Source organism: Allobosea sp., from assembly GCF_017308075.1.
Taxonomy (GTDB): Bacteria; Pseudomonadota; Alphaproteobacteria; order Rhizobiales; family Beijerinckiaceae; genus Allobosea.
In genome coordinates this window covers 1-21762 of the sequence record NZ_JAFKFX010000041.1, presented here as the reverse complement: position 1 = coordinate 21762, position 21762 = coordinate 1, and the positions used below count along the sequence as shown (strand labels likewise).

The following is a 21762-nucleotide window of genomic DNA, read 5'->3' as shown; positions in this document are numbered from 1 at the left end:
CGGGTGGCGATGCGTCGCTATTTGCCGGTGTCGCCCTCCTCGCGAGCCAGCTGCCGGGCATAGCTCGCGAGCAAGTGCACGAAGGTCACGAAGAAGCCGGCTGCCATCAGCAGGACGGAGACGTCGCACCAGGTCATCGCCAGACCACCCACCTCGAAGATCGGCGCGCCGAAGAAGAAGACCATGGTATTCATCAGTATGATGAGCAGGCGCATCTCCGTTGGGCCCCAGCCGGCCAGGGAGACGTGGAATTCGCCGGACACGCAGGCCCTGACCTGGGAATAGATCGACAAGGCGTGGTAGCCGGCGAGCGCGAATAGCGCCACATCCATGCGTACATAGGGCGACAGGCCCATGCCGACGCAGATCAGCAGGTTCCCGACGACATCGATCGACTGGTCGAGAAAATAGCCGTATCGCGGGCGCTCGATCTTCCTGAAGCGCGCGAGGCTGCCATCGAGCGAATCGCCGAGCCAGTGAAGCACGAGGCCCAATGTGGCCAGCCACAGGAAGCCGGGAGACCAGCTGGCCAGCACATAGCCGACGAGCGTGATCCCGGCGCCGATGATCCCGAAAGCCGTCAGGAAATCGGGCGTGACGCGCGCGGGCGCGCGCCCGACGAGCCAGTCCAGCGCCTTCCTCTCAAGGGAGCGGACCAGGCTGTTGTGTATGCGTATCAAAGGCGGTGACTGCTTGATGCCAATCGTGGAACCAGCTATCGCCGAACGGATCGCTGGTTGCAAGTATCGCCGGGCGTATAGATCGGATTGATTTTCGACATGAAGTCCGTTCTACTCGGCTGTCTTGGCAAGCAGGCGACGATGGCCGACCGTCACAACTAAACGAATTTTAGGATCTTTAGTGCCTATTGCCTATGACGCGACACGCCTTCTGCTGGGGCCGCTGTCCCTGACGCCACGGGGCATCGACCGCGTCGATCTGGCCTATGCGCGCCATTTCTTTGAGCACTCGACGGAAGATTGCTGCGCGATCCTGCCCACGGCATGGGGCACCCGGACCTTCTCGCGCGAGCGCGTCCTGCGTGGCCTCACGCGTCTCGAGGAACTTTGGGCGGAGAACAGGCAGCCCGCGATCGACGGCGCCTGGACATCGCTCGCTCCGACGATCCAGGCCGGCAAATCCTCCTGGTACCTACCCTCAAACGGCGCTCTCACCCTCACGGCGCGCATGACCGCCCTGCTCAAGGCGACGGGCATCGGCCTTGGCGAGGATGCGGTTGCGAGCCTCGGGCGCGACACGGTCTACGTCAATGTCGGCCAGGTCGGTCTGACGGTGCCGTTCCTTCTGCGCTGGCTGAACCGGCGGCCCGATATCCGGCCGCTCTTCATGCTGCACGACGTCATTCCGCTGGAGACACCGGAATACGTCGCCCCGCACGCCGTCAAGGCGCACGCGACCATGGTCGATCAGACCGCGCGCTATGCCGCCGGTCTGATCGTCACCACACGAACGGCCCAGAAGGCGATCGAAACGGAGCTGGAGCGCCGCGGCGCCAAGGCACTGCCGACACTTGCGCTGCCCTTGCCCGTCCCCTCGATCTTTCGCGGGGCACCCGACCCGGATCCGACCCTGACCGGCGTCCCGTATTTCGTGATCTGCGGCGCGGTAGAGCTGAGAAAGAATCATCTTCTGCTTCTCGAGGTCTGGAAGCGCCTGTATCGCAAGCATGGTCCAGCCACGCCGCATCTCGTGATCGCGGGCGCCAAGGGCTGGCAGGGCGACCTGATTCTCGATCGCCTGCGGCGCTCCGGCCAGGTGAGCGACTACATCCATGTGCTTCACGGCCTCTCGACCCCGGCGCTCAAGCGGCTGATCAGCGGCGCGCGCGCATTGCTGATGCCGTCCTTCATCGAGGGCTTCGGCCTGCCGGTCGTGGAAGCGGCTGTCCTCGGCACGCCGGTCATCGCCTCCGACATCCCTGCGCATCGCGAAGTGGGACATCCGGGGACGACATTCGTCGATCCGATCGACGGCCCGGGCTGGGAGGCCGCCATCGCCGCGCTGCTGTCCGGGGAGCCCCGCCGTCTGGCCCCGTCTCCCGGCTATGCCGAGCTCACCTGGTCGGATTACTTTTCGTCACTGTCACATTTCATTCACACGATCCTGACCGATCAGGCGGCCCGGACGTGACTCGGATTGTTTTTTGCCTGAAGCCCCCTTATCAGCAGGGAGCATATGGTGGGACAATAGTGCCGAGAAGCGCCGGGCGGGTCGTATCATTTCGCTAGGATTGTCTAAGTCCATGTCGCTCCGACAGCAGTCAATTCCCACCGAAGCCGCGATTATCGGCGCTTCGTGCATCCTTCCGGGTGCGAATAGTCTCGAATCCTTCTGGGAGCTGCTGACGGCCGGCCGTAACGTCGTTTCGGCCCGCCCTCATGGGCGCTGGAATGTGGAGCGTTTCCTTCGTCCGGGCGACCCTGCTCCCGGCTTCTCCTACACCTTCGCCGGGGGCTATCTCGACGACGCGTTCGGCTTCGATCCGACACCGTTCAACATCTCGCCGCGAGAAGCGCAGCAGATGGACCCGCAGCAGCGTCTGCTGCTGACGGCAGCCTGGCGCGCCTGCGAGGATGCCGGTCTGCCGCCCTCCTCGCTCGCTGGCCGCAATATCGGCGTCTATGTCGGCGCCTCCCTGGCCGACTACCAGAGCGTTGGGGCGCTCGATCCCGCCGTGATCGGCAGCCACTTCATGACCGGCAATGCGCTGTCGGTTCTCGCCAACCGGCTGTCCTATGTCTTCGACCTCAAGGGCCCGAGCTTCACGGTCGACGCGGCGTGCTCGTCCTCGTTCGTCGCGCTGACACAGGCGGTCTCGGCGCTGCGTGCCGGCGACATCGAGCTGGCGATCGTCGGCGGTGTGAACATGCTGCTCTCGCCCGTGCCCTTCATCGGCTTCTCTCAGGCACGCATGCTCTCGTCCACCGGGTTGTGCCGGCCTTTTTCCGAGGCTGCGGACGGCTATGTCCGTTCCGAAGGGGCCGTGGTGCTGCTGCTTCAAAGGGAGCCGGAAGCGGTCGCTGCCGGCCGCCGTATCCGCAGCGTGGTGGTTGCCGCCGGCACGAATGCGGACGGCCGGACGAACGGCATCTCGCTGCCTTCGCAGGAATCGCAGCAGAATCTGATCGAGACGGTCTACCGGTCAGCGGGGATCGCGCCCGAAGCGCTCGCATTCGTCGAAGCGCACGGGACGGGCACGAAGATCGGCGACCCCATCGAGGCCGCCGCCATCGGCGAGGGGCTGGGTCGGCGACGCAGTGCGCCGCTGCCGATCGGATCGGTCAAATCGAATATCGGCCATCTGGAAGCGGCGTCCGGGCTGGCCAGTCTGCTCAAGGCGAGCCTGGCGCTGGAGCATCGCCTCGCACCCCGCTCGCTGTTCACCGAAGAGCGAAACACGGCGATCGCCTTCGATGAGCTCAATCTGTCGCCACTGACGCAGCCGCTCACACTGACCTCCGATGACGGGGATCTTTTCGCCGGCGTCTGCAATTACGGTTTCGGCGGCACGAACGGACACGCGATCCTGCGCGCGGCGCGCGATCACAAACCTGAACCTGCCGGAACGAACGGATCAGGCGCGCGCCAGGCCGAGGTGCTGCTCGTCTCCGGCGGCACGGCCGACGCATTGAAGACCCGCTCGCTGCAGATCGCCGAGACGGTTGCGGATGGACGCGCCGTCGCGCGCGTCGCGAGCGCCCTCGCGCATCAGCGCGAATTGCTGCCGCATCGACTGGCCATTGCCGTCCCGGATGGCTCTACCGCAGCGGCGGATGTGGCCGCGAGCCTGCGCGCATTCGGCCAGGGTTCCGATTTGCAGGGGCGCGGCGCGGCCGCGGTCGTTCACGGGGCGGAACGCGGCGCAGTCTTCGTATTCAGCGGCAATGGTGCGCAATTCGCGCAGATGGGCGTCGCGGCCTATCGGACCAATCCGTCCTTCCGGCGCGAGATCGACGACATTGATCGCCTCTATGCCGAAATCGCCGGCTGGTCGATCGCCGACCATCTGCGCGACGGGGTCCCGGACGAGCAGCTCGAGCTCACCTCGGTGGCACAACCGCTGATCTTCGCGATCCAGTCGGCTCTCGCCGCTGTTCTCGCAGAGTATGGTGTCCGCCCCCTCGGCGCGCTCGGCCACAGCGTCGGCGAGGTCGCGGCGGCGGAATGCTGCGGGCTGCTGTCGCGTCGCGACGCCTTGCGGGTCATGCACAAGCGAAGCCGGCATCAGGAAACGGTGCGCGGCAAAGGCCGTATGCTGGTTCTGGCGAGCAACCCGGCCAATGTCGAGGATCTCATTCGGCAGGCCGGCACGTCGGAGGTCGATATAGCGGCCTACAACAGCGCGTCCTCGACGACGGTGTCGGGGCCCGCTGAGCAGCTCGACGTCCTGGCCCGGCTGGCGCGCAGAAGCCGGATCGCCAGCGTGCCCCTGGCGGTCGATTATCCCTTCCACTCGCGGGCGCTCGAGGTCGTGCGCGAGGGCCTTCTGCGCGACCTCGGCGGGATAGCCGGCCAGGAGCCGCAGATCCCGTTCTATTCGACGGTGACCGGGCATTCGCTGGCTCCCGCCATGTTGGACGCGTCGTATTGGTGGCACAATATCCGCCGCCCCGTGCGCTTCGCGGAGGCGATCGAGGCGGCATTGGCGGCCCATCCCGAAGCTGCCTTCGTCGAAATCGCCCCGCGCCCGATCCTGGTCGGACCGATCGCCGATATCCTGCGGGCGAGCCAGGCCCAGAACCCGATCCTGTCGACGCTGTCGGCAAGCGACCCTGCGGATCGGGATCCGATCCGCGGCGTGGTCGCTCGCATGGTGGTCAATGGCGTCCGGCACGAGCAGCAGGCCGTTTTCGGCGAGCCGCCGGCTGCGGTTGAAGCCTTGCCGCCATATCCGTTCCAGCCGGAGCAGTATCACTTCGACGGCACGAGCGAAGCGCTCAACGCCCATGGTCGCCTGATAGCAAGCCTGCCGCTACACCCTTTGCTCGGAGCGCGCGTTTCAAACGGTTCGCCGGAATGGCGCAATCTGCTCGACCCGGTCTTGCTGCCCTATCTCGGCGATCACAGGGTCGATGGCGGCGTGGTGATGCCCGCGGCGGCGCTGATCGAGCTGGCCCTGGCGGCCAGCCGGGAGCTGTTCGGGGCAGTGCCCCTGGAGATCGCGGAATTCGACATCACCAAGGCGATGACCTTCGCCGATGACGAAACGCGCGAGATCTCGACCCGCCATTTCGAGCATACCGGGACGATCGAGATCTGGAGCCGGCGCCGTTTCGCCGGCAGCGACTGGATACTGCACGCCCGCGGCGTACTCGGGCCGCTGCACACCGCCTCTGCGGCGCAGACGCCCGAGATCCCCGCGGTCGAGAACCCGATCCTGAACGAGGGCGCGGAAATCTACGCTGCGGCTGAGCGCGCAGGTCTCGACTATGGACCGCGCTTCCAGGTCGTACTCTCGACACGGCGCGACGACACCGTTGGCGAAAGCCGCCTCTCCGTGCCTGATGGCGGCGTCGGAGCCTATGACGACCTGCATGTGCTGCACCCCGTCTCGCTGGACGGAAGCTTCCACGGGCTTTTCCTCGCGCGGCCGCAGCGGGACGGGGAGCGCAAGGCGCATCTCCCGATCCGTTTCCGGCAGATCCGCGTCTGGAAGCCGGGGGCGAAGATCACGCATTCGGTGACCAAGCTGCTGCGGGAAACCGACCGCTTCAAGACGCTCTCCGTCTCCCTCATGTGTGATCGGGGCGAACTCGTCGCCTCGATCGAGGCGGCGGTCCTGCGCTCCGTCCATCTGGTCAAGCCCTTCATGGTCGAGCGGACTTTTCGGGAGGAGCGTCTGGCGGTCGCTCCCGTCGCCCTGCCGCCGCCTCCGCTCGCTGCGGCCGACCCCGGTCGGGGCCAACCCGGCGAGGCGAAGCAGCTTTCGCTGCTGCTGAAGGCCTTCGCCGTTTCCCTGGCGCGAAAGCTCTGTTGCGATCTCTTGCCGCCGGAGAGCGGCGACAGCTTCGAGAGCGCCGCGACCAGTGGTGTGATTGCTACAGCCGCCCAGCCGCTTTTCGGGATGGCGCGCGACATTCTCGCCATGGCGGGAGGGCTGGAGAGCACCGAGGCCGGCACACGGCTCTCCGCGACCTTCGCCATGCCTTCGCCGGAAGCCCTGCTCGGCACGCTGATGCAGCGTTTCCCGGCGGCGAACCGCGAATTGCGCCTGGCGGCGCAGGCATTGACCCAAGCCGGGCCGTTCCTCCGCACCGGCGAGATCGATACGCGTCCCGCCGGCTTCGCTCATGACCAGTGGAGCCTGCTCGGGCTTTCCGGGCCGCTGCGCGATACGGTCGGCCACACGCTTGACCTCTGGACTGCGGCCGCCACGCGGCCGCTGCGGGTGCTCGTCGCCGGCGACTGGAACAGCGGACTGGCGGAAGCGCTGGCGACCGCGACCCGCGAAGGGCGCATCAAGGTCATGCTCGCTGTCGCCAACGCCGCGAGGGCCGACGAGCAGCGGCATTGGCCGGGCGTCGGCAGCCTGTTCGACATGCTGGTCCTCGACGGGAGCGAGAAATCGGCCCCGTGGCGCTTCGATGCGCTCATCAGCTTCGGCATGCCGCTCTCGCCGTTCCAGGAGACGAACGAGGCGGCGCAGCGCAGCGCCATCGACCTCCTGGAAGACGGTGCGCCGATCCTGCTCGCCGCGCCCGTCGACGATCTGCACCTCGCCTTCCTGCTCGGGAGCTCGACCCAGTCCATCTGGCAGGATCGTGGCAACCCGTCGCTGGGCGGGACGGACGGTTTACGGCGGCGTCTGGAGTCGGCACGTGTCGTCGCCGTCGAAACCGGCCACGACGCGGATCGCGTTCTGGCTTTGGCCAGCGCTCGCGCCGTCCGCTCCGACATCGCGCCCGCTGCATCCGACCATGTCGCGATCGTCGGCGCTCACGAAGCACGCTACGGCCTGGCGAATCCCGAGATCGTCGATCGCGACCACATCGAGGCGCTCGGCACCTGGCTGGCGGCGCTGCCGCCCGGCGAGCGCGCAACGGTCGTCGTCGCGCCCGAGGCCCCGGACGCGCCGCCCACCAGCCGACTGGCTGCGCGCATCGAGACCCTGGCGGCGCTGCTGAAGCTGCTCGCCGAAGCAGGGCGGCCTTGCCGCATGCTGGTCCTGACCCAGAACGCCCATACCGGCGACGGCGCTCGCCTGGGCGAGGATGCCGGCGTCTCGGCCTTCACACGCGTCGCGATCAACGAGTTTCCCGAGATCGACCTGCGCCTCGTCGATATCTCTGATGCGGCCGGCGTCGATCTCACCGGAATTCTCGCGCTCGACAATGCCGAGCGCGACATTCGGATCACAGATTCGGGCGTCGAGGTCAGCCGTATTCGGCGCGGCATCGCGCTCGACACGCCGCTCGGTCCGCATGAACGTGCCGTCCTCCATTTCGCCGATGGCGTCGGTCTCGACGGCTTCGAATGGCAACGCCAGCCGCGTGAGGCCCCGCGGGATGGCGAGATCGAGGTCGAGATCGTCGCTTCCGGGCTGAACTATCGCGACGTGATGGTCGGCCTCGGTCTCCTCGACGACGATCTGCTCGGCGCCGGATTGACCCGCGCGGCACTCGGCTTCGAATGCGCGGGGCGCGTGAGCCGGGTCGGCCCGGGCGTGACGCGGCTGCGGCCGGGCGATCCGGTGATGGGCTTCGCCGCCGGCGCGTTCGCCTCCCACATCACCTGCCCCGACTGGCATTTCTTCCCGGCGCCTGACGGGCTCGACCTCGAAGCCGCGGCCACGATCCCCGTCGCCTTTTCGACGGCGTGGTATGCCCTGGTCGCGCGGGGCCATGTCCGCGCCGGCGAAGACGTCCTCGTCCACGGTGCGGCCGGCGGCGTCGGCCTCGCCGCGATCCAGATCGCCAAGCTGCACGGGGCGCGTGTCTTCGGGACGGCGAGCAACGAGGCGCGACGCGCCATCGCCACGGCGGCCGGCGCCGACGCGGTCTTCGATTCGCGTCAGGAACGTTTCGCCGGCGAGATCCGCAGGCAATTCGGCCCCGTCGACGTCGTGCTCAATTCACTGGCCGGCCCGGCCATGCTGGCCAGCTTCCGCCTGCTCAAGCCGTTCGGGCGTTTCCTGGAACTTGGAAAGCGCGACTTTCTCGACAATACGCAGCTGGCCTTGCGGCCTTTCCTGCGCAACATCGCCTATAGCGGTGTCGACCTCGACGAACTGCTCGCCGTCGATCCCGATCTGGTGCGCGGGATGATGACCGAGCTGTCGGAGGCTTTCCGGACGCAGGGTCTGCGGCCGCTGACCTATCGCAGCTTCGAAGCCTACGAAGTCGGTGCGGCATTCCGGACCATGCAGGCGTCCGAGCATGTCGGCAAGATCGTCATCCGTCCGCCTCGGACGGCGCGGACCGATCTCGCGTCTTTGGACTACACGGTTCCGCCCGGACTCCATATCGTCGTCGGCGGCACGGCAGGCCTCGGCTTCGCCACCGCCCAATGGCTCGCACGCAAGGGCGCCTCGCATGTCGCGCTGCTCTCCCGCCGCGGCGCCGTGGACGAGGAGCTCGCATCGCAGCTCGCCGAGATGCGGACCGCTGGTACGCAGGTCATCGTCGAAGCGCTCGACATCTGCGATGGAGCTGCCGTCAGGGAGACCGTCGCGCGTCTCGCCCGCGACCATGGCCCGCTTCGCGGCGTGATCCATGCGGCGGTGCATCTCGACGACGGCTTGATCGCCAATCTCGCGCCGGAACGGCTCGAGGCGGTGTTGCGCACCAAGGTCGACGGCATCATCAACCTGTCAGAGGCGACCGCGGACCATCAGCTCGATTTCTTCGTCGCCTATTCGTCAGCGACGACGCTGATCGGCAGTCCCGGGTAGAGCGCCTATGTCGCGGCGAACGGCTTCCTCGAAGGCTTCATGCGCGGCCGCCGGAGCCTGGGGAAGCCCGGCCTCGCCATCGGCTGGGGCGCCATCTCCGATGTCGGCCTCATCGCCCGCGACAAGCGCCTCGGGCAGCGGCTGCGCCGGGCGACCGGTGTGGTGCCGATGCGGTCTTTCGAGGCTCTGGCACATCTCGGCCGGCTCCTGAGACTCGGCAACGCCGTCGATCCCGTGCAGTTCTTCGCGGGCATCACACCGGGTGCAGGGGCCGAGAAACTCAACCTGCTCAAGAGCGCGGCCTTCATCGATCTCGGCAATCCCGGCGGCGAGGCGCGCGCGGCCCATGCCGAAGACCTCGGCTCCAGCCTGCGAGGGAAGAGCCGCGAGGAGGCCATCGGGATTGTGACGGGCGTCCTGCGCCGAGAGGTGGCCGAGATCCTGCGCATGGCGGAAAGCAATGTCGACCTCACGCGGCCGCTCGCCGATTTCGGGCTCGACTCGCTGATGGCTCTGGAGCTGCATATGGCACTCGAGGCGGCGATCGACGTCCAGATCACGGTGGTGGGTGCCGGCGACCGCAGCCTCCTCGACATGGCGGGCTCCATCGTCGACCAGCTGGATCAGGCCGAGGAGGAGACCGATCCGGCCTCGGCGGAGAGCATGCAGGCGACCATCATCAGGCTGGCGAACGTGCATTCGAAGATGGATATCTCACCCGAACAGGCGAGCCAGATCGAGACGATGGTTCGTCAGCCTCGCCGCGCCGCCGCCGAATGAGCCACGACAACCGCCCCCTTTCAGACGGCGCCCTGGCGAAACTCCTGGTGCAGATGGAGGAGATTCCGCAAGCCGCACCGGCCCTGGCCGGTCGCGGCGTTCGGAATCTGCCGCGCGTCAGCATGGCTTTCGAGGATCATCCGCTTTATCAGCAGATGGCGTTCCAGAGGAGCTTTGCCGACTTCGCAAAGTTGGAGAGCCCGTATTATCGCCTCCACGAGGCCAGGGCGGGCGCGACCTCCGTCGTCGAAGGCAGGCAGGTCACCAACTTCGCCTCCTATGACTATCTCGGTCTGAACGGTCACCCGGAGATCGCCGATGCGATCGCAAAGGCGGTAGCGGAATACGGCAGCTCCGTTTCGGCCAGCCGGATCACCGCAGGCGAGCGCCGGGTCCATCGGGACCTTGAGAGTGCGCTCGCCCGCAATTACGAGACCGATGATTGCGTGGCCTTCGTGTCCGGCCATGCCGGCGCGGTATCGGCGATCGCCACGCTGCTCGGGCCGCGCGATCTGATCCTTCACGACGCGCTGATCCACAATTGTGTCGTGGTCGGCGCTCAGCTCGCCGGCTCGACCCGACGAATCTTCCCCCACAATGATCTCGATGCCCTCCAGGCCATGCTCGAGGCGGACCGGCACCAGTTCGAGCGGGTGCTGATCGTCAGCGAGGGTCTGTTCTCGATGGATGGCGACGGCCCCGACCTCGCGCGGTTGATCGAGATCAAGACGGACTTCTCCGCCTGGCTGATGATCGACGATGCCCATGGTCTAGGTGTCCTCGGGCGGAGCGGACGAGGCATCTTCGAGCATCAGGACATCGCCCCGCAGGGCGTCGACCTCTGGCTCGGAACATTGTCGAAGTCGCTCGTCAGTTGCGGCGGATATGTCGCGGGCTGCGCCGCAGCGGTCGATTTGCTGAAGCATCAGGCTCCGGGCTTCGTCTACAGCGTCGGGATGCCGGCGACCAACGCGGTCGCCGCCACCGTGGCGCTCGATCTCATGCGGCGCGAGCCGGAGCGTGTCCTGCGCCTGCAGCGGCAATCGCAGCGCTTCCGCGAGCGGGCGCGGCAGGCCGGCCTCGACACCGGCGAGAGCTGGGGCTTCGGCGTCGTTCCGATCGTCATCGGCGAGACAGTTCCGACCGTCATGCTGGCCGAGCGCCTGCTCGATCAGGGCGTCAACGCTTTTCCGATCGTGCCGCCGGGGGTGCCGGAGAAGGCGGCGCGTCTGCGCTTCTTCATCAACGCCACCCATAGCGACGCCCAGATCGACGACGCCGTCGATTGTCTGGTCCGGGAAGTGCGGAACCTCGGCGACGCCTCGCTGAAGCAGATTCTGCGCGGCGGGGCCGAATGACCTCTCCTCGTCCCGTGGCACGCGAGGCTGCGCCCACTCCGTCATCGGCGGCTTTCGACGACACATCGCCAACAGGGACCCAGCCGGTGCCGAAGAACATCCTTCTCGAAGCCCATGCGATGACGCTCAAGCAGGGCACGGGAATCGCGACCTATGCCCGCAATCTCGCGAGCACCGCGACCGGCCTCGGTCATGACGTCGAGCTGTTGATCGGCATCGAACGCGCCATCAACCGGCGCGAGGCTCTCCTGTCCGAAGTCGTTCTCAACGAGGCGGCCGCTCCGAAGACCATCGATCCGCTCAAGATGATCGGCCGTGCGGTCGACTGGACGATCGGCGTGCCTGCGGGCGCCCGGACCCAGCGCCTGCCGGCGCCGCGCATCGTTCTCGACCCTGGTTCCGGTACCACCGCGCAGAGGCGCCATCCGACGCATGGGGCCGTCCGGTTCTGGGAGCGCGCATTTCTCCACTTCAATCGCTTCGGGCGGCGAATGGCGGTGAAATCCGAGGGGCGTCACGATCTGTTCCACGTGACCCGCCCGACCCCGGCCTTCGTGAAGGGCGCGGCCAATATCTATACCATCCACGATATCGTTCCGCTGCGCCTGCCCTACGCGACTTTGGACAACAAGAAGTATTTCTACACGATGATCCGGCATCTCGTGAAAGAGGCCGATCATATCGTCACCGTATCCGAGCATACGCGTCGTGACGTACAGGAATTCTTCGACATTCCGGACAATCGGATCACCAACACATGGCAGTCCGTCTCGCTGGACGAAGCCCTCGTCTCCACCTCGGATGATGTGGTGGCCCGCGATATCGAGAACCGCTATGGCCTCGCCTTCAAGGAGTACTTTCTGTTCCTCGGCGCCGTCGAGCCGAAGAAGAACATCTCGCGATTGGTCGAAGCCTATGCAGCTTCCGGATCGACGCGGCCGCTCATTCTCGTCGGTGGCCTCGGCTGGCAATACGACAAGGATCTCGAGACGCTCCAGGACGAGCGCCTGCTGAGCTGGCGCTTCGACGGCTCGCATATCCGGCCGGAGCGCCGCGTCCAGCGCCTGCCCTATGTGCCGCGAGGATCGCTGATATCGCTGATCAGGGGCGCGCGGGCCGTGCTGTTTCCCTCGCTCTACGAGGGCTTCGGCCTGCCCATCCTCGAGGCGATGCTGCTGGGAACGCCCGTCATCACCTCGACGACCAGTTCCCTGCCCGAGGTCGCGGGCGATGCCGCCATGCTGGTGAACCCCTACGAGATCGAGGCGATCCGCGATTCGATCCGGACCCTCGATGCCGATGCCGATCTACGCGCGGAATTGGCGAGCCGCGGGCGCAGCCGGGCCGCATTCTTCTCGCCAGAGCGGCACGCCGAGCGGGTCAAGGCCGTTTACGACAAGGTCCTGGGCTGACACCGGCTCGGCCGGGCTCCGCTTCCCTCAGATGCGCAGGCGGCGCCTGAGATTGGTGATGTGCTGGGCGAGCTCGCCCGAGGCCCGCATTTCGAGCGAGGACTGTTCCGCAGCCACCCGGCGGGCATTCTCGGTATCGAAGACATGGGCGGCGTAGAGCTCGGCATAGCGTTCGAGGAACGTCGCCTGGTCGGCCTCGCTCATCTCGGAATAGCGCAGCGCCTTGCCCTTGCTGAACTGCCCGATGACGCCCTTGTCGCGAAATTTCCCCAGAACGCCGTCGACATCGACGCTCACGCCGATCTGGCTTGCGATGGCACGGACTACGGCGCCGCTATCGTAGCAGACCTCGTTGTAGTTGAAGATCGCGACCTTTTCGGCCGCGGCCCATTCGCGAAAGCAGCCGAGCTGGATGTCGAGCGAGTTCAACGTGTCCGCCACGGTCACGAATTCCGAGAACGGCTTGTTCCGCCAGCGCCGCGAACGAGTGCCGTGATCGAGCATCGAAAGCGCGATCTCGCGCGGATCCCTGATCGACGCACTCGCCAGGACCCGGCCCGCGGTCACCAGCGCCGCGACATCGCCGCGCGGCGGCCCATGCGTCTTGAGGACGACATCCGCGCCGTCGATATGGCGCTCGATCTCCCCGAGCAGTTCGTGGTCGATGAAGTTGAAGTAGTTTTCGACGGAATCGAGCTTCCTGAACGGTTTGCCCAGCCTGGCGACCGGCCGACCGGCCGCTCTGAAGACCTCCTCCGTCAACTGATAGAGGAAGGTGCTGGCCGATTTCGTGATGCCGTAGCAGATATAGATCATGCCTTGCCTTGCCGGGAACGCCTGCCGCCGCAGGACGATGGACCGCTATCCCCCTCTCACGACTCCGGGCGCCGACCGGAATCTCGTGCCAGGATACGCCGTTGCTGCCATGCCAGCACCGGTCTGTACAGGCTGTGGAACCGGGCCAGCAGCGCGATCGTCCTGGAAGGAGCCAGCACGAAGGCCCCCCTCTCGGCCTGGGCGATCATGCTCTCGGCGACCCGCTGCGCCGTCATCACCCCGCCCTGCTCGGAGACGAGCCGCGTCACGAGCGGCCGCTTCGGCCTCTCCCCATCCAGTTGCGGCGTCTCGGTATCGGGCGGAAAGGCGACGCTGACCGAGATGCTTTCGCAGGCCAGCTCCACGCGCAGGATCTCCGCGAGCGCCCGCACCGCGAACTTTCCCGGCGCATAGCCGCTATAGCCGGCGATGCCGATGAAGGCCGCCCCCGAGGAGACGAGCGTGATCCGCCCGCCATGGCGGCGCATGACGGGAAGCGCTGCCCGGATCAGGTGAAGCGTCCCGAAATAATTGATCTCCATCTGCGCCCGGTGGTCCGCCAGGTCGAGATCGCGAAACAGTCCCGGCTCGACGATCCCCGCGGCCGTGATGAGCCAGTCGATACGGCCATGGCGGGCCTCCACCTTGGCGATCGCCTCCTGCGCACCTCCGGCCTCGGCGACGTCGAAGGCCAGAACATCGACACGGCCTTCCTGCGCCGGATCGAGCGCCGCGGCGGCTCTGGCGAGGCGATCCGCGTCTCGGGCCAGCAGGACGACGCGATGGCCGCGCTGCAGCAGGACGCGCGCGCATGCCAGCCCGATGCCGCTCGAGCCGCCCGAGACGACGGCAACCTTCAGCGGATCGCTGCTTGGCACGCGAGCATTCTCCGAACGGGCCGTCACGAGGTCGGTCCCTTATGCGATCGGCCCGATCGAATCGTCCAGATAATACCACTGGTCGAGATGGCGCAGGATGGCGGGCTCGATCCGGCCGTTGAGATAGGCGACATCGGCGAGCGGGTCGGTCTGCGCCGGATCCATGTAGAACGGTCCCTCGAAATGCAGCCTGAAGCGCGTCTCCATGATCCGCTCGCAATAGACGACGACGAGCTGCGCCCCGCTGCGCCGGGCGAGTTTCGCCGCCATGGCCAGATTGCCCTTGAGGTGAGGCGGGCGTCCGAACAGGGGCGCCATCATCGTGTCGCCGCGCTTTTCATCCGGAAAGATGGCAAGGACGCCGTTCCCGGCGAGAATCGACAGCGCACGGCGCAGGCCGTTCCGATCGGGGGCGAGCACATTGACGTCGAAGCCGCCGCGCGTCGCATCGGCGATGTCGCGATGCGCCGCATTGTCGGGGATCTCCGAGATCGAAGCGATCGGAACGCCGATCATCTGCATTGCCGAAGCCAGCACCTCCCAATTGCCGAGATGCAGGCAGAGCGCGATGGTCGGGATCTTGCCGACATTGGCGCGCGGCGCCTCCACGCCAACGAATTCCATCCGGTCGGCCGAGGCGAAGCGATGCACGATCGAGAACTCGGCCATCAGCCGACCGACATTCTCGACGAAACGCCAGACGAGCTTCTCGACCTCCGCCTCCGGCATCTCCGGATGATGCCGCCGGACATTGGCCCGGGCCTTGCGGGCGACGTCAGGATCGATGAAGCGGATCTTGAGCCAAGCTAGCCGGGCGCCCAGATTCGACACCATCGGGATGGGCAGGCGCCGTAGAGCCCGATGCGCCATTCTCTCCAGGCTCTGCATGGCTGTGGCGGTCCGTCTCAGAGGGGTGGGCGGGAAGAGCGCGCGACGATGCGGGCGGGCAGGCCGCCTTTCGGGCGCAGCGTCAGGCGGCAGACCGGCTCGACCTTGTAGCCCTCCCGGGGGCGCACCTCGAAGCGCTGCGCCAGGATCGCCAGGCACAGAGTCGCCTCGTCCAGTCCGAAATTCATGCCGGGGCAGATCCGCGGGCCGACCGCGAAGGGAATATAGGCGAAGGGGTCGATCCGCGTGCCGGACAGGAAGCGCTCCGGCAGAAAATGGTTCGGCTTCTCCCAGAGATCGACGGAGCGGTGCAGCAGCCAGGGCGCGATCATGACCAGGGCCGATTTCTCGACGTCGACAGGCCCGATGCGGTCGGCCTCCAGAGCCTGCCTCGGCAGCAGCGGGACCGGCGGATAGAGCCGGAGCGTCTCCTGGATGACGGCGCGGCACCAGCGCAATCGCGGCAGGTCGGCCAGGGTCGGGGCACGCGTTCCGCAGGCCGTCTCGATCTCCTCGTGGACATGGCGCGCCACCCAGGGCGCGTTGGCCAGCAGATACCAGGCCCAGGCCAGCGTCGTTGCCGTCGTCTCGTGCCCAGCCATGAAGATGGTCGCCGCCTCGTTGCGCAGCGCCGCGAGATCCAGCGGCTCGCCCCCGCTCTTCTGGTTGCGGCGGATCAGCAGGTCGACCATCGAGCCCGCATCCCCCTCGCCGGCCAGGTGAGCGTTGACCACGCTCTCGATGACGTCGTGAACCATCGCCATCGCACGGCGCCGCCGCTTGCCGCCGAAGGCCGGCCAGCCGTCATCGGCGCCGAGGAAATAGCCGAGATTGAACGCATCGGTCTGGCGCTGATAGGCACTGAAACCGTCGATGACCCGCTGGGCCGCGTCGCGCGGGATGTTCTTGCCGAAGACGGCCCGGGAGATGATCGTGGCGGTCAGGCGCCCCATCTCCTCGGTCAGCTCGACCTCGGAGCGCGCCGGCAACGCGCCCCATTCCTCTGCGACGGCGAGCGCCGCATCCTCCATCGTCTGTCCGAATTCGGGCAGCCGGCGTTTGTGGACGATGTCCGCCACCAGCGGGCGCCGCCTCTTCCAGGTCTCGCCGTCACTGATGAAGAGCCCGTCTCCGAGGAGCGCTTCCAGCGCGCGCCGCATCTGCGGGCTCTTGCGCTCGAAATTGCCGTGCCGCGTCACCACGACGTATCGGATGAGCTCCGGGCTGTTCACGAAGACGATCTGGCGACGCAGAATGCGGAAGCTGTCGATCCCTGACCGGTAATAGCTCTCGGTCCAGCCCTCGATCAGGCTGCGGCGGGCGCCGATGACGATCTGAAGCAGATTGGGATCACGCCGCAGGGGCATGGGGTGAGCGGGGATGAATTCGCTACCGCTGCGCTCTTCGATCGTCGGTGGGGCGGGATAGAGCAAGGACGCCGCCGACATCATGGCGCGATCGCCCGAAACTGACCGTGATAGGAAGGCATCAGGCTGCGCGATATCCCAGGTTGCGTAGGACCTCTCCGGGCGGCTGCATCGTTACAGCGATGCAGCCGCCTGTTCAACGGCGCCGGTCTTGGTCGGAGCTCCATCATCGCAGGCCTGCGAAACGCGCCACGATCGCCTCGAATTCCTCATCCCGCGTCGGCCAGTCCAGCGTCCGGACCGCTCGCGGCAGGTCCGGCACGGCCTGCCTCGTCGCCGCAGGGACGAAGACGGCGTTCTCGCGCCCGACGATACGCGCCGACAAGCTGTCGGCCTCGGACAGGACCCAGGCGACGGACCCCTGGCCGGCTCGCGTGGCGGGAGGCGGCGCGGCGCCGACATGCAGGCGCAGATCGGCGCTCGCCGCCAGGCGCCCGTCCCAGTGCGACGGCCCGATCCAGTCGGCGCGCCAGCCGGCGCGGGCCAGCGCCGTCATGAGCGGTGCGAGCCCGGTAGGCCGGGCATCCGCCGTCGCTCCCGCCTCCGGCCCGTCTCCGGTCACGGCGGCGAACGGGATCTGCGCCGGCTCCGACAGGAAGCGCACGGCGTCCCGGGCACGGTGCTCGAATCCGTGTTTTTCCATGACCAGACGCCGAAGCGCAGCGATGCGCTCGAGGCGGCCCGGCTCATCCGCCAGCCACCGGCGGATCTGCCCCGTCAGACCATGAGCATCCCGATAGGTCGGCAGCAGGTCGCCGAAGGTCTCCTGCGCCCCCGCGACGCCGTTGGTAATCGGCAGGGCGCCGGCGGCGATCGCGTCATAGACCCGGCTATTCACCGAACCGCTGTCGATCGTCACATGGTTGGCGTCGTCGATCACGAGCTTGGCGCTCGCATAGATCGCCGGCATCCAGGCATAGGGCGCCGGCCCCTGTGCCACCGCGGCGAGCTCCGGCACCGCCTCCCAGCCGGCGCCGAAGATGCGCACCGTGGCATCCAGGATCTCGGGCGCGAGGCTGGTCGCGATCTCGCGATGGACGCCCCAATAGGAACCGGTGAAGCAGATATCGCAGGCGAGGTCGGGATCGGGCCTCGCAGCCCCGAACAGCTGCAGATTGGTCGCGATCCTAAGGAGACGAGCCGGAAGCCCAGTATGCCGGCTGAACCGCCTGCATTCATGCTCGGACGACATCCACACCTCGTCGGCACGCCGCCAGTTCTCGTTCTCCAGGAAGGCGTCGAAACAGTTGCGGATCCAGAACACGACACGGCAGGACGGCGAGAGATGGCGGAAACGCCGCGGATCGCAATCTTCGCGAAGGGAGATCACAGCATCGATGCCGGCCAGATCCGCCCCGCCATCGGGCTCGCGCGGAATCAGCCGAAACTCGGCTGAGGGCAGCACCGCCGAGAGCGCCGAAGCGAATTCGCGCGCGACGATCGCATCGCCCTCGAGCGCATCGGTCCGCGTCGACGTGACCAGCAGCGCAATGACGGACGGCCTCGCGAAAAGCGCTCCTGCCAGGAGCGGGCTCTGCCTCTGCGCCCGCGCCAGCCTGTCAGCGGAGGCCGCGGGCAGCGGGACAGGCGCCTCCGACGGCGTGCCGCGCAACGGGATCACCGCCTGCGTCGCCAAGATCGTTTCGGTCTCGGCGAGAGCCGCGATGGGTGCGGCAGGGCTGTGCGGCGAAGCCGTCGCCTCTGTCGACGATCGAAGAACGAGCCCGCCTCCTTCCAGCCAGCGTCGCCGGTCGATCAGGCTTGCAGTCGTCCAGTCCGCCCCGGCCACGGTCACGAAGGGAGATGCCGCCGCGGCCTGCGCGAGCCAGGGTGATGGCGGCGACGGCCGCAGGACCGCCTCGCCGCATGACAGGTCGAGCGACCAGCCCCACTGATCCGGTGCGCCGGCAAGATTCGAGGACCGGGACGGTTGCAGGATCGGCACGGCCACCACGGCACCGGAGGCGGCCAGCGCCTGCGCCATGGGAGCCAGCGCCGCCTCGTTCCAGAGCGCGGCCTCGCCGAGAACCAGCACGAGATCCTGCTCGATCCCGGTGAATGCAGCATCGAGGCTCTCGGGGACCCCCCCACTGCCGCGGATGATCCGGTGAACAGGCAGGCCCTGCTCGATCAGGACGCGGCTCGTCTCGTCGCACCAGGCCGTATCGCCGTCACATAGCAGCAGCGCTGCGATCGATCGCGCGGTCTCTGCCGTCGCCGCCGCGGCAGCCACAGAGACCGCGTACCGCGCCGGTGCGGCCAGGACGCCGGCGGCTCGCGCCGGGACGCGGCCCGTGGCGAAATCGGTCATGGAGCCGCGTGCGCGCGCCGTAAGCGGCGTGTTCTCCCGCAGGCCGCAGGGCAGGACGATCCGGAAGCCATGGGCACCGCCATCACCGATCGTCTCGGCCAGGTCCGATCGCGGTCGATCGGCCCGGCCGCAACCCACCAGCATTCCCACGGCGAAGATATCGACGATCACCGCGCGATCGCGCTGGCCAGGGCGCAGCGCCCAGCCCTCGACATGCCCGTCGGCGACGCCGAGGATGCGGCCGACGACCTCGGTTGCTTCGACCGTGGAAGCCGCTGCGAAGGTGCCCGTATCCGCCTCGCCGGCCTCGCATTCCAAGAGCGCTTGCGTGCTCCACATCGGATAGAGCTGCAAAGCCCCGGCGCGAACGGTCGAGAAGACGATCTCGAATCCCGTGCCTTCGCGCCGCCAGCTCGTGAGGACTATCGGGACGAACGCACCATCCGCATCCGTCGCCCGCAAGGCCGGCGCGATCGTCAGCCCCTCATGGTCGACAAAACGGGCAGTTCCGATGCGGTCGCCATCGGATCCGGGCGGCCCAAGCGTGAACTCGCCCTCGAACCGTGCGGCGTAGGGCAAGGCGAGCGAGGCCTGGGCCGGGGCGATGCCGCCCGAGAGCGCCTCGATCCGCACTTCGCGACGATCCGTCGGGCCATCGGGCTCGGGGAAGGAAAAAATGCTGTCGATCCGGCGGGACCGCGATCCCGGTCGCGTCTCGATGTCGCCGCTCCACCAGATGTCGCCATCGAGCATGACGCGCAGCTTCGGAGCAGGAGCCTCGACATCGACGTCTGCGACGAAGCGAACCGCCCGTCGTCGCGGATGCAGCCCGAGCGGCAGAGGCTCGACGATGCGGGTTGCGGGGCGTGGCGGCGGGATCTCGGCGGTGGGCGACACCGGCGCCTCGGGCTCGACGTCAGGGTCCGAATCGCCGAACAGCGCCTCGAGCCGCGACAGCTCTTCTGTCGAGACGGCGGTGGCATCGAGCACGGCAAGGCGACGGAAGCTTTGAAGGGCCGCCGGATCACCGATTCGTTTCAGCAGATGGGCCTGATGAAGAATCGCCTCCGGATCGTCCGGAGCGAGCGCGATGGCGCGGGCATAGGCCGCGAGGGCCTCCCGGTGCCGGCCAGCTTCCTTGAGCGCATGCGCGTGCTGGACATGGATCGCCGGCTGTGAATCATTGATCTGCAGGAAACGCGCATAGGCAGCCGCAGCCTCCACCCAACGGCCGCCATCACGCAGCGCGTCGGCCTCGGCCAGAAACGCATCGCTGACGGAAAGGATCTGGGCGTCGCCGTCCGGGGCAGTGGAGAACCATCTGACGAAACGCAACCAGGAGATAGTCATAGGTAATCCTTATCGTTTTTTGCCCTCGCATATAAAGCTTTAATTGGGTAGAGCTCCCCGCAACAATTTCGGCATTTCATAATACTCGTCTGCTCAGGCGACGCGTGGCTGTTCGACGTGAGGAAGGTCTGCGATATGAATTTGATGCGCCTTACTCGGAAGTTTAGACCTTCGTCAAAGAAGCCTTTGCCGGCTGACGAGGCATTCTCAGCGGGCGGCAAGGACGACAAGTTCATTCGTGATCTGATTACCAAGGCCGATGGTCTTCGTGACGCACACGCATGGCGCGAAGCCGCCGAGACGTATGCTCAAGTTGTGGCGGTAGCGGCCGGTGAAGCGGGTCTGTGGGTGCAATACGCCCATGCGCTGAAGGAGAGCGGACAGCTGGGAGAGGCCGCCACCGCCTATCGACGCGCCGCGGAGCTCGCGCCAGAAGATGCTGATCCCTGGGTTCATCTGGCGCATCTGCTCAAGCGGCTCGACGACCCCGGCACGCGCGAGGCGTTCGAGGCCGTCAAGGCCTTGTCGAAGGACCCCCGCATCCTCGCCGAAACGGATGAGGAGCTGCAAATCCTCGTTCTGAGGGCCGCCGCCAGGCGCGGCCAGAAGCCTGAAGCGCCACATGCCGAGCCGACGCGCGAGATGGAAGCACAGCCCAGCGCCAATGAGAACTCGGATACGCGCAAGGAGCGCCCTGCGCCGCAGCGTTTCTCCGGAAGCGTCGACGGCCTCCGTAACGGCCGTGTCATCGTCGGGCGCGCGCGCGACATGGCCGGGGAACGCCCGGCCAAAGTCGTCGTCAAAAGCGGGGGGCGACAGATCGCGGGGCTCGCCTGCCATTTTTCGACAGTATCAGGCAGCTTCGATGGCTTTCAGATTGAGCTGCCCGAAGACATCGAGATCGGCACGCCGGTCGAGGCGCTTCTCGAGGATGGCACACCGCTCGCCATACCGGGCGGCGATATGTCCACTGGAAGCGATGCACCGGGCGCGGGCGAGGCCTTCGTCGACGCGGATCTCGCCGGCAGCGTCCGGGGCTGGTTCGCAGTGCCTTTCGAGCGCCTGTCGAGTATCTCGCTGAAGCTTGACGGCGCGCTGGCGGGATCCGCCTATCTCCAGCCCAAGAGCCTCGCCGGCACCGATGCGGTTGCCTTCCATTTCACGCCGCCCCGGCTTTTCGTCGACGGCCAGACGCGCATCGCAGTCGTGGAGGCACACACCGATACCGGGCCGATAGAGCTGGCGCGCTTCCGCAAAGCCTTCGTGGCCGACGCAACCCCGGGCTTGCGGTGGGGACGCCTTGCATTCGATGCGGGGCGTTTGGTCGGCTCTGTCTACGGAGCGCCGCGCCCCGATCTGAGCATCGTGCTCGCAGCGCGGGATTTTCCGCTGACCTCGACATTGGCGGTTGTCGAAGAGGCCGATATCTCCGCCGGCTTCGGCCGCGCGCGATTCAGTCTCGATCTGAGCAGCGTCGGCGCGCTCGACCTCGACAGCGAGCTCACTCTCGAGGCGCCTGCCAGCCTCGCGCTTCAGAGGCTGCCACTGGCATCGTTGCTCGCGGCCACCGCACATGGCCTGCCCCCTGAAAAGTGGCCCTCCCTGAAGTAGGCTTTCGAGCCTTGGAGGAT

At 67.0% G+C, this 21762-nt stretch carries 11 protein-coding genes and 1 pseudogene; 6 read left to right on the top strand and 6 right to left on the bottom strand.

Annotation, left to right across the window (positions count from 1 at the left end; translation table 11 throughout):
- Nucleotides 1–17 precede the first annotated feature (17 nt).
- Nucleotides 18–743, bottom strand: coding sequence for a CDP-alcohol phosphatidyltransferase family protein (locus J0J10_RS21405; RefSeq protein WP_291649002.1), 726 nt, complete (start codon nucleotides 741–743; stop codon nucleotides 18–20).
- Nucleotides 744–804: 61 nt separating this feature from the next.
- Between J0J10_RS21405 and J0J10_RS21400 the strand changes: the two genes are divergently transcribed.
- From J0J10_RS21400 to J0J10_RS21380, 5 genes and pseudogenes are all read left to right on the top strand, one after another.
- On the top strand, nucleotides 805–2151 hold the full coding sequence (locus tag J0J10_RS21400; protein ID WP_291649000.1) for a glycosyltransferase family 4 protein: 1347 nt from the start codon (nucleotides 805–807) through the stop codon (nucleotides 2149–2151).
- A gap of 112 nt (nucleotides 2152–2263) precedes the next feature.
- Nucleotides 2264–8998, top strand: a pseudogene (locus J0J10_RS21395) (SDR family NAD(P)-dependent oxidoreductase); the annotation flags it as partial.
- Between the two features lie 81 nt (nucleotides 8999–9079).
- A complete protein-coding gene (locus J0J10_RS21390) occupies nucleotides 9080–9691 on the top strand; it encodes an acyl carrier protein (protein ID WP_366825986.1) in 612 nt (203 codons plus the stop codon).
- Nucleotides 9688–11049: an aminotransferase class I/II-fold pyridoxal phosphate-dependent enzyme gene (locus tag J0J10_RS21385; RefSeq protein ID WP_291648994.1), complete on the top strand. Its 1362-nt coding sequence runs from the start codon at nucleotides 9688–9690 to the stop codon at nucleotides 11047–11049. The genes J0J10_RS21390 and J0J10_RS21385 overlap by 4 nt, the downstream gene beginning before the upstream one ends.
- A gap of 86 nt (nucleotides 11050–11135) precedes the next feature.
- Nucleotides 11136–12461 carry a glycosyltransferase family 4 protein gene (locus J0J10_RS21380; protein ID WP_291648992.1) on the top strand — a complete coding sequence of 442 codons (1326 nt, stop codon included), beginning with the start codon at nucleotides 11136–11138 and terminating at the stop codon, nucleotides 12459–12461.
- 27 nt (nucleotides 12462–12488) lie between these two features.
- Here the strand turns inward: J0J10_RS21380 and J0J10_RS21375 are convergent, their stop codons facing one another.
- The 5 genes from J0J10_RS21375 to J0J10_RS21355 all read right to left on the bottom strand — a co-directional run bounded on the left by J0J10_RS21375 (nucleotide 12489) and on the right by J0J10_RS21355 (nucleotide 20131).
- A complete protein-coding gene (locus J0J10_RS21375) occupies nucleotides 12489–13277 on the bottom strand; it encodes a hypothetical protein (protein ID WP_291648991.1) in 789 nt (262 codons plus the stop codon).
- 56 nt (nucleotides 13278–13333) lie between these two features.
- A complete protein-coding gene (locus tag J0J10_RS21370) occupies nucleotides 13334–14155 on the bottom strand; it encodes an SDR family NAD(P)-dependent oxidoreductase (protein ID WP_291648988.1) in 822 nt (273 codons plus the stop codon).
- 39 nt (nucleotides 14156–14194) lie between these two features.
- On the bottom strand, nucleotides 14195–15064 hold the full coding sequence (locus J0J10_RS21365; protein ID WP_291649096.1) for a lysophospholipid acyltransferase family protein: 870 nt from the start codon (nucleotides 15062–15064) through the stop codon (nucleotides 14195–14197).
- Complete coding sequence (locus J0J10_RS21360; protein ID WP_291648986.1) at nucleotides 15061–16491, bottom strand: cytochrome P450; 1431 nt, start codon at nucleotides 16489–16491, stop codon at nucleotides 15061–15063. The genes J0J10_RS21365 and J0J10_RS21360 overlap by 4 nt, the downstream gene beginning before the upstream one ends.
- 145 nt (nucleotides 16492–16636) lie before the next feature.
- Complete coding sequence (locus J0J10_RS21355) at nucleotides 16637–20131, bottom strand: glycosyltransferase (RefSeq protein ID WP_291648984.1); 3495 nt, start codon at nucleotides 20129–20131, stop codon at nucleotides 16637–16639.
- A gap of 135 nt (nucleotides 20132–20266) precedes the next feature.
- Here J0J10_RS21355 and J0J10_RS21350 point away from each other — a divergent pair, with 135 nt between their 5' ends.
- Nucleotides 20267–21742: a tetratricopeptide repeat protein gene (locus tag J0J10_RS21350; protein ID WP_291648982.1), complete on the top strand. Its 1476-nt coding sequence runs from the start codon at nucleotides 20267–20269 to the stop codon at nucleotides 21740–21742.
- Nucleotides 21743–21762 lie beyond the last annotated feature (20 nt).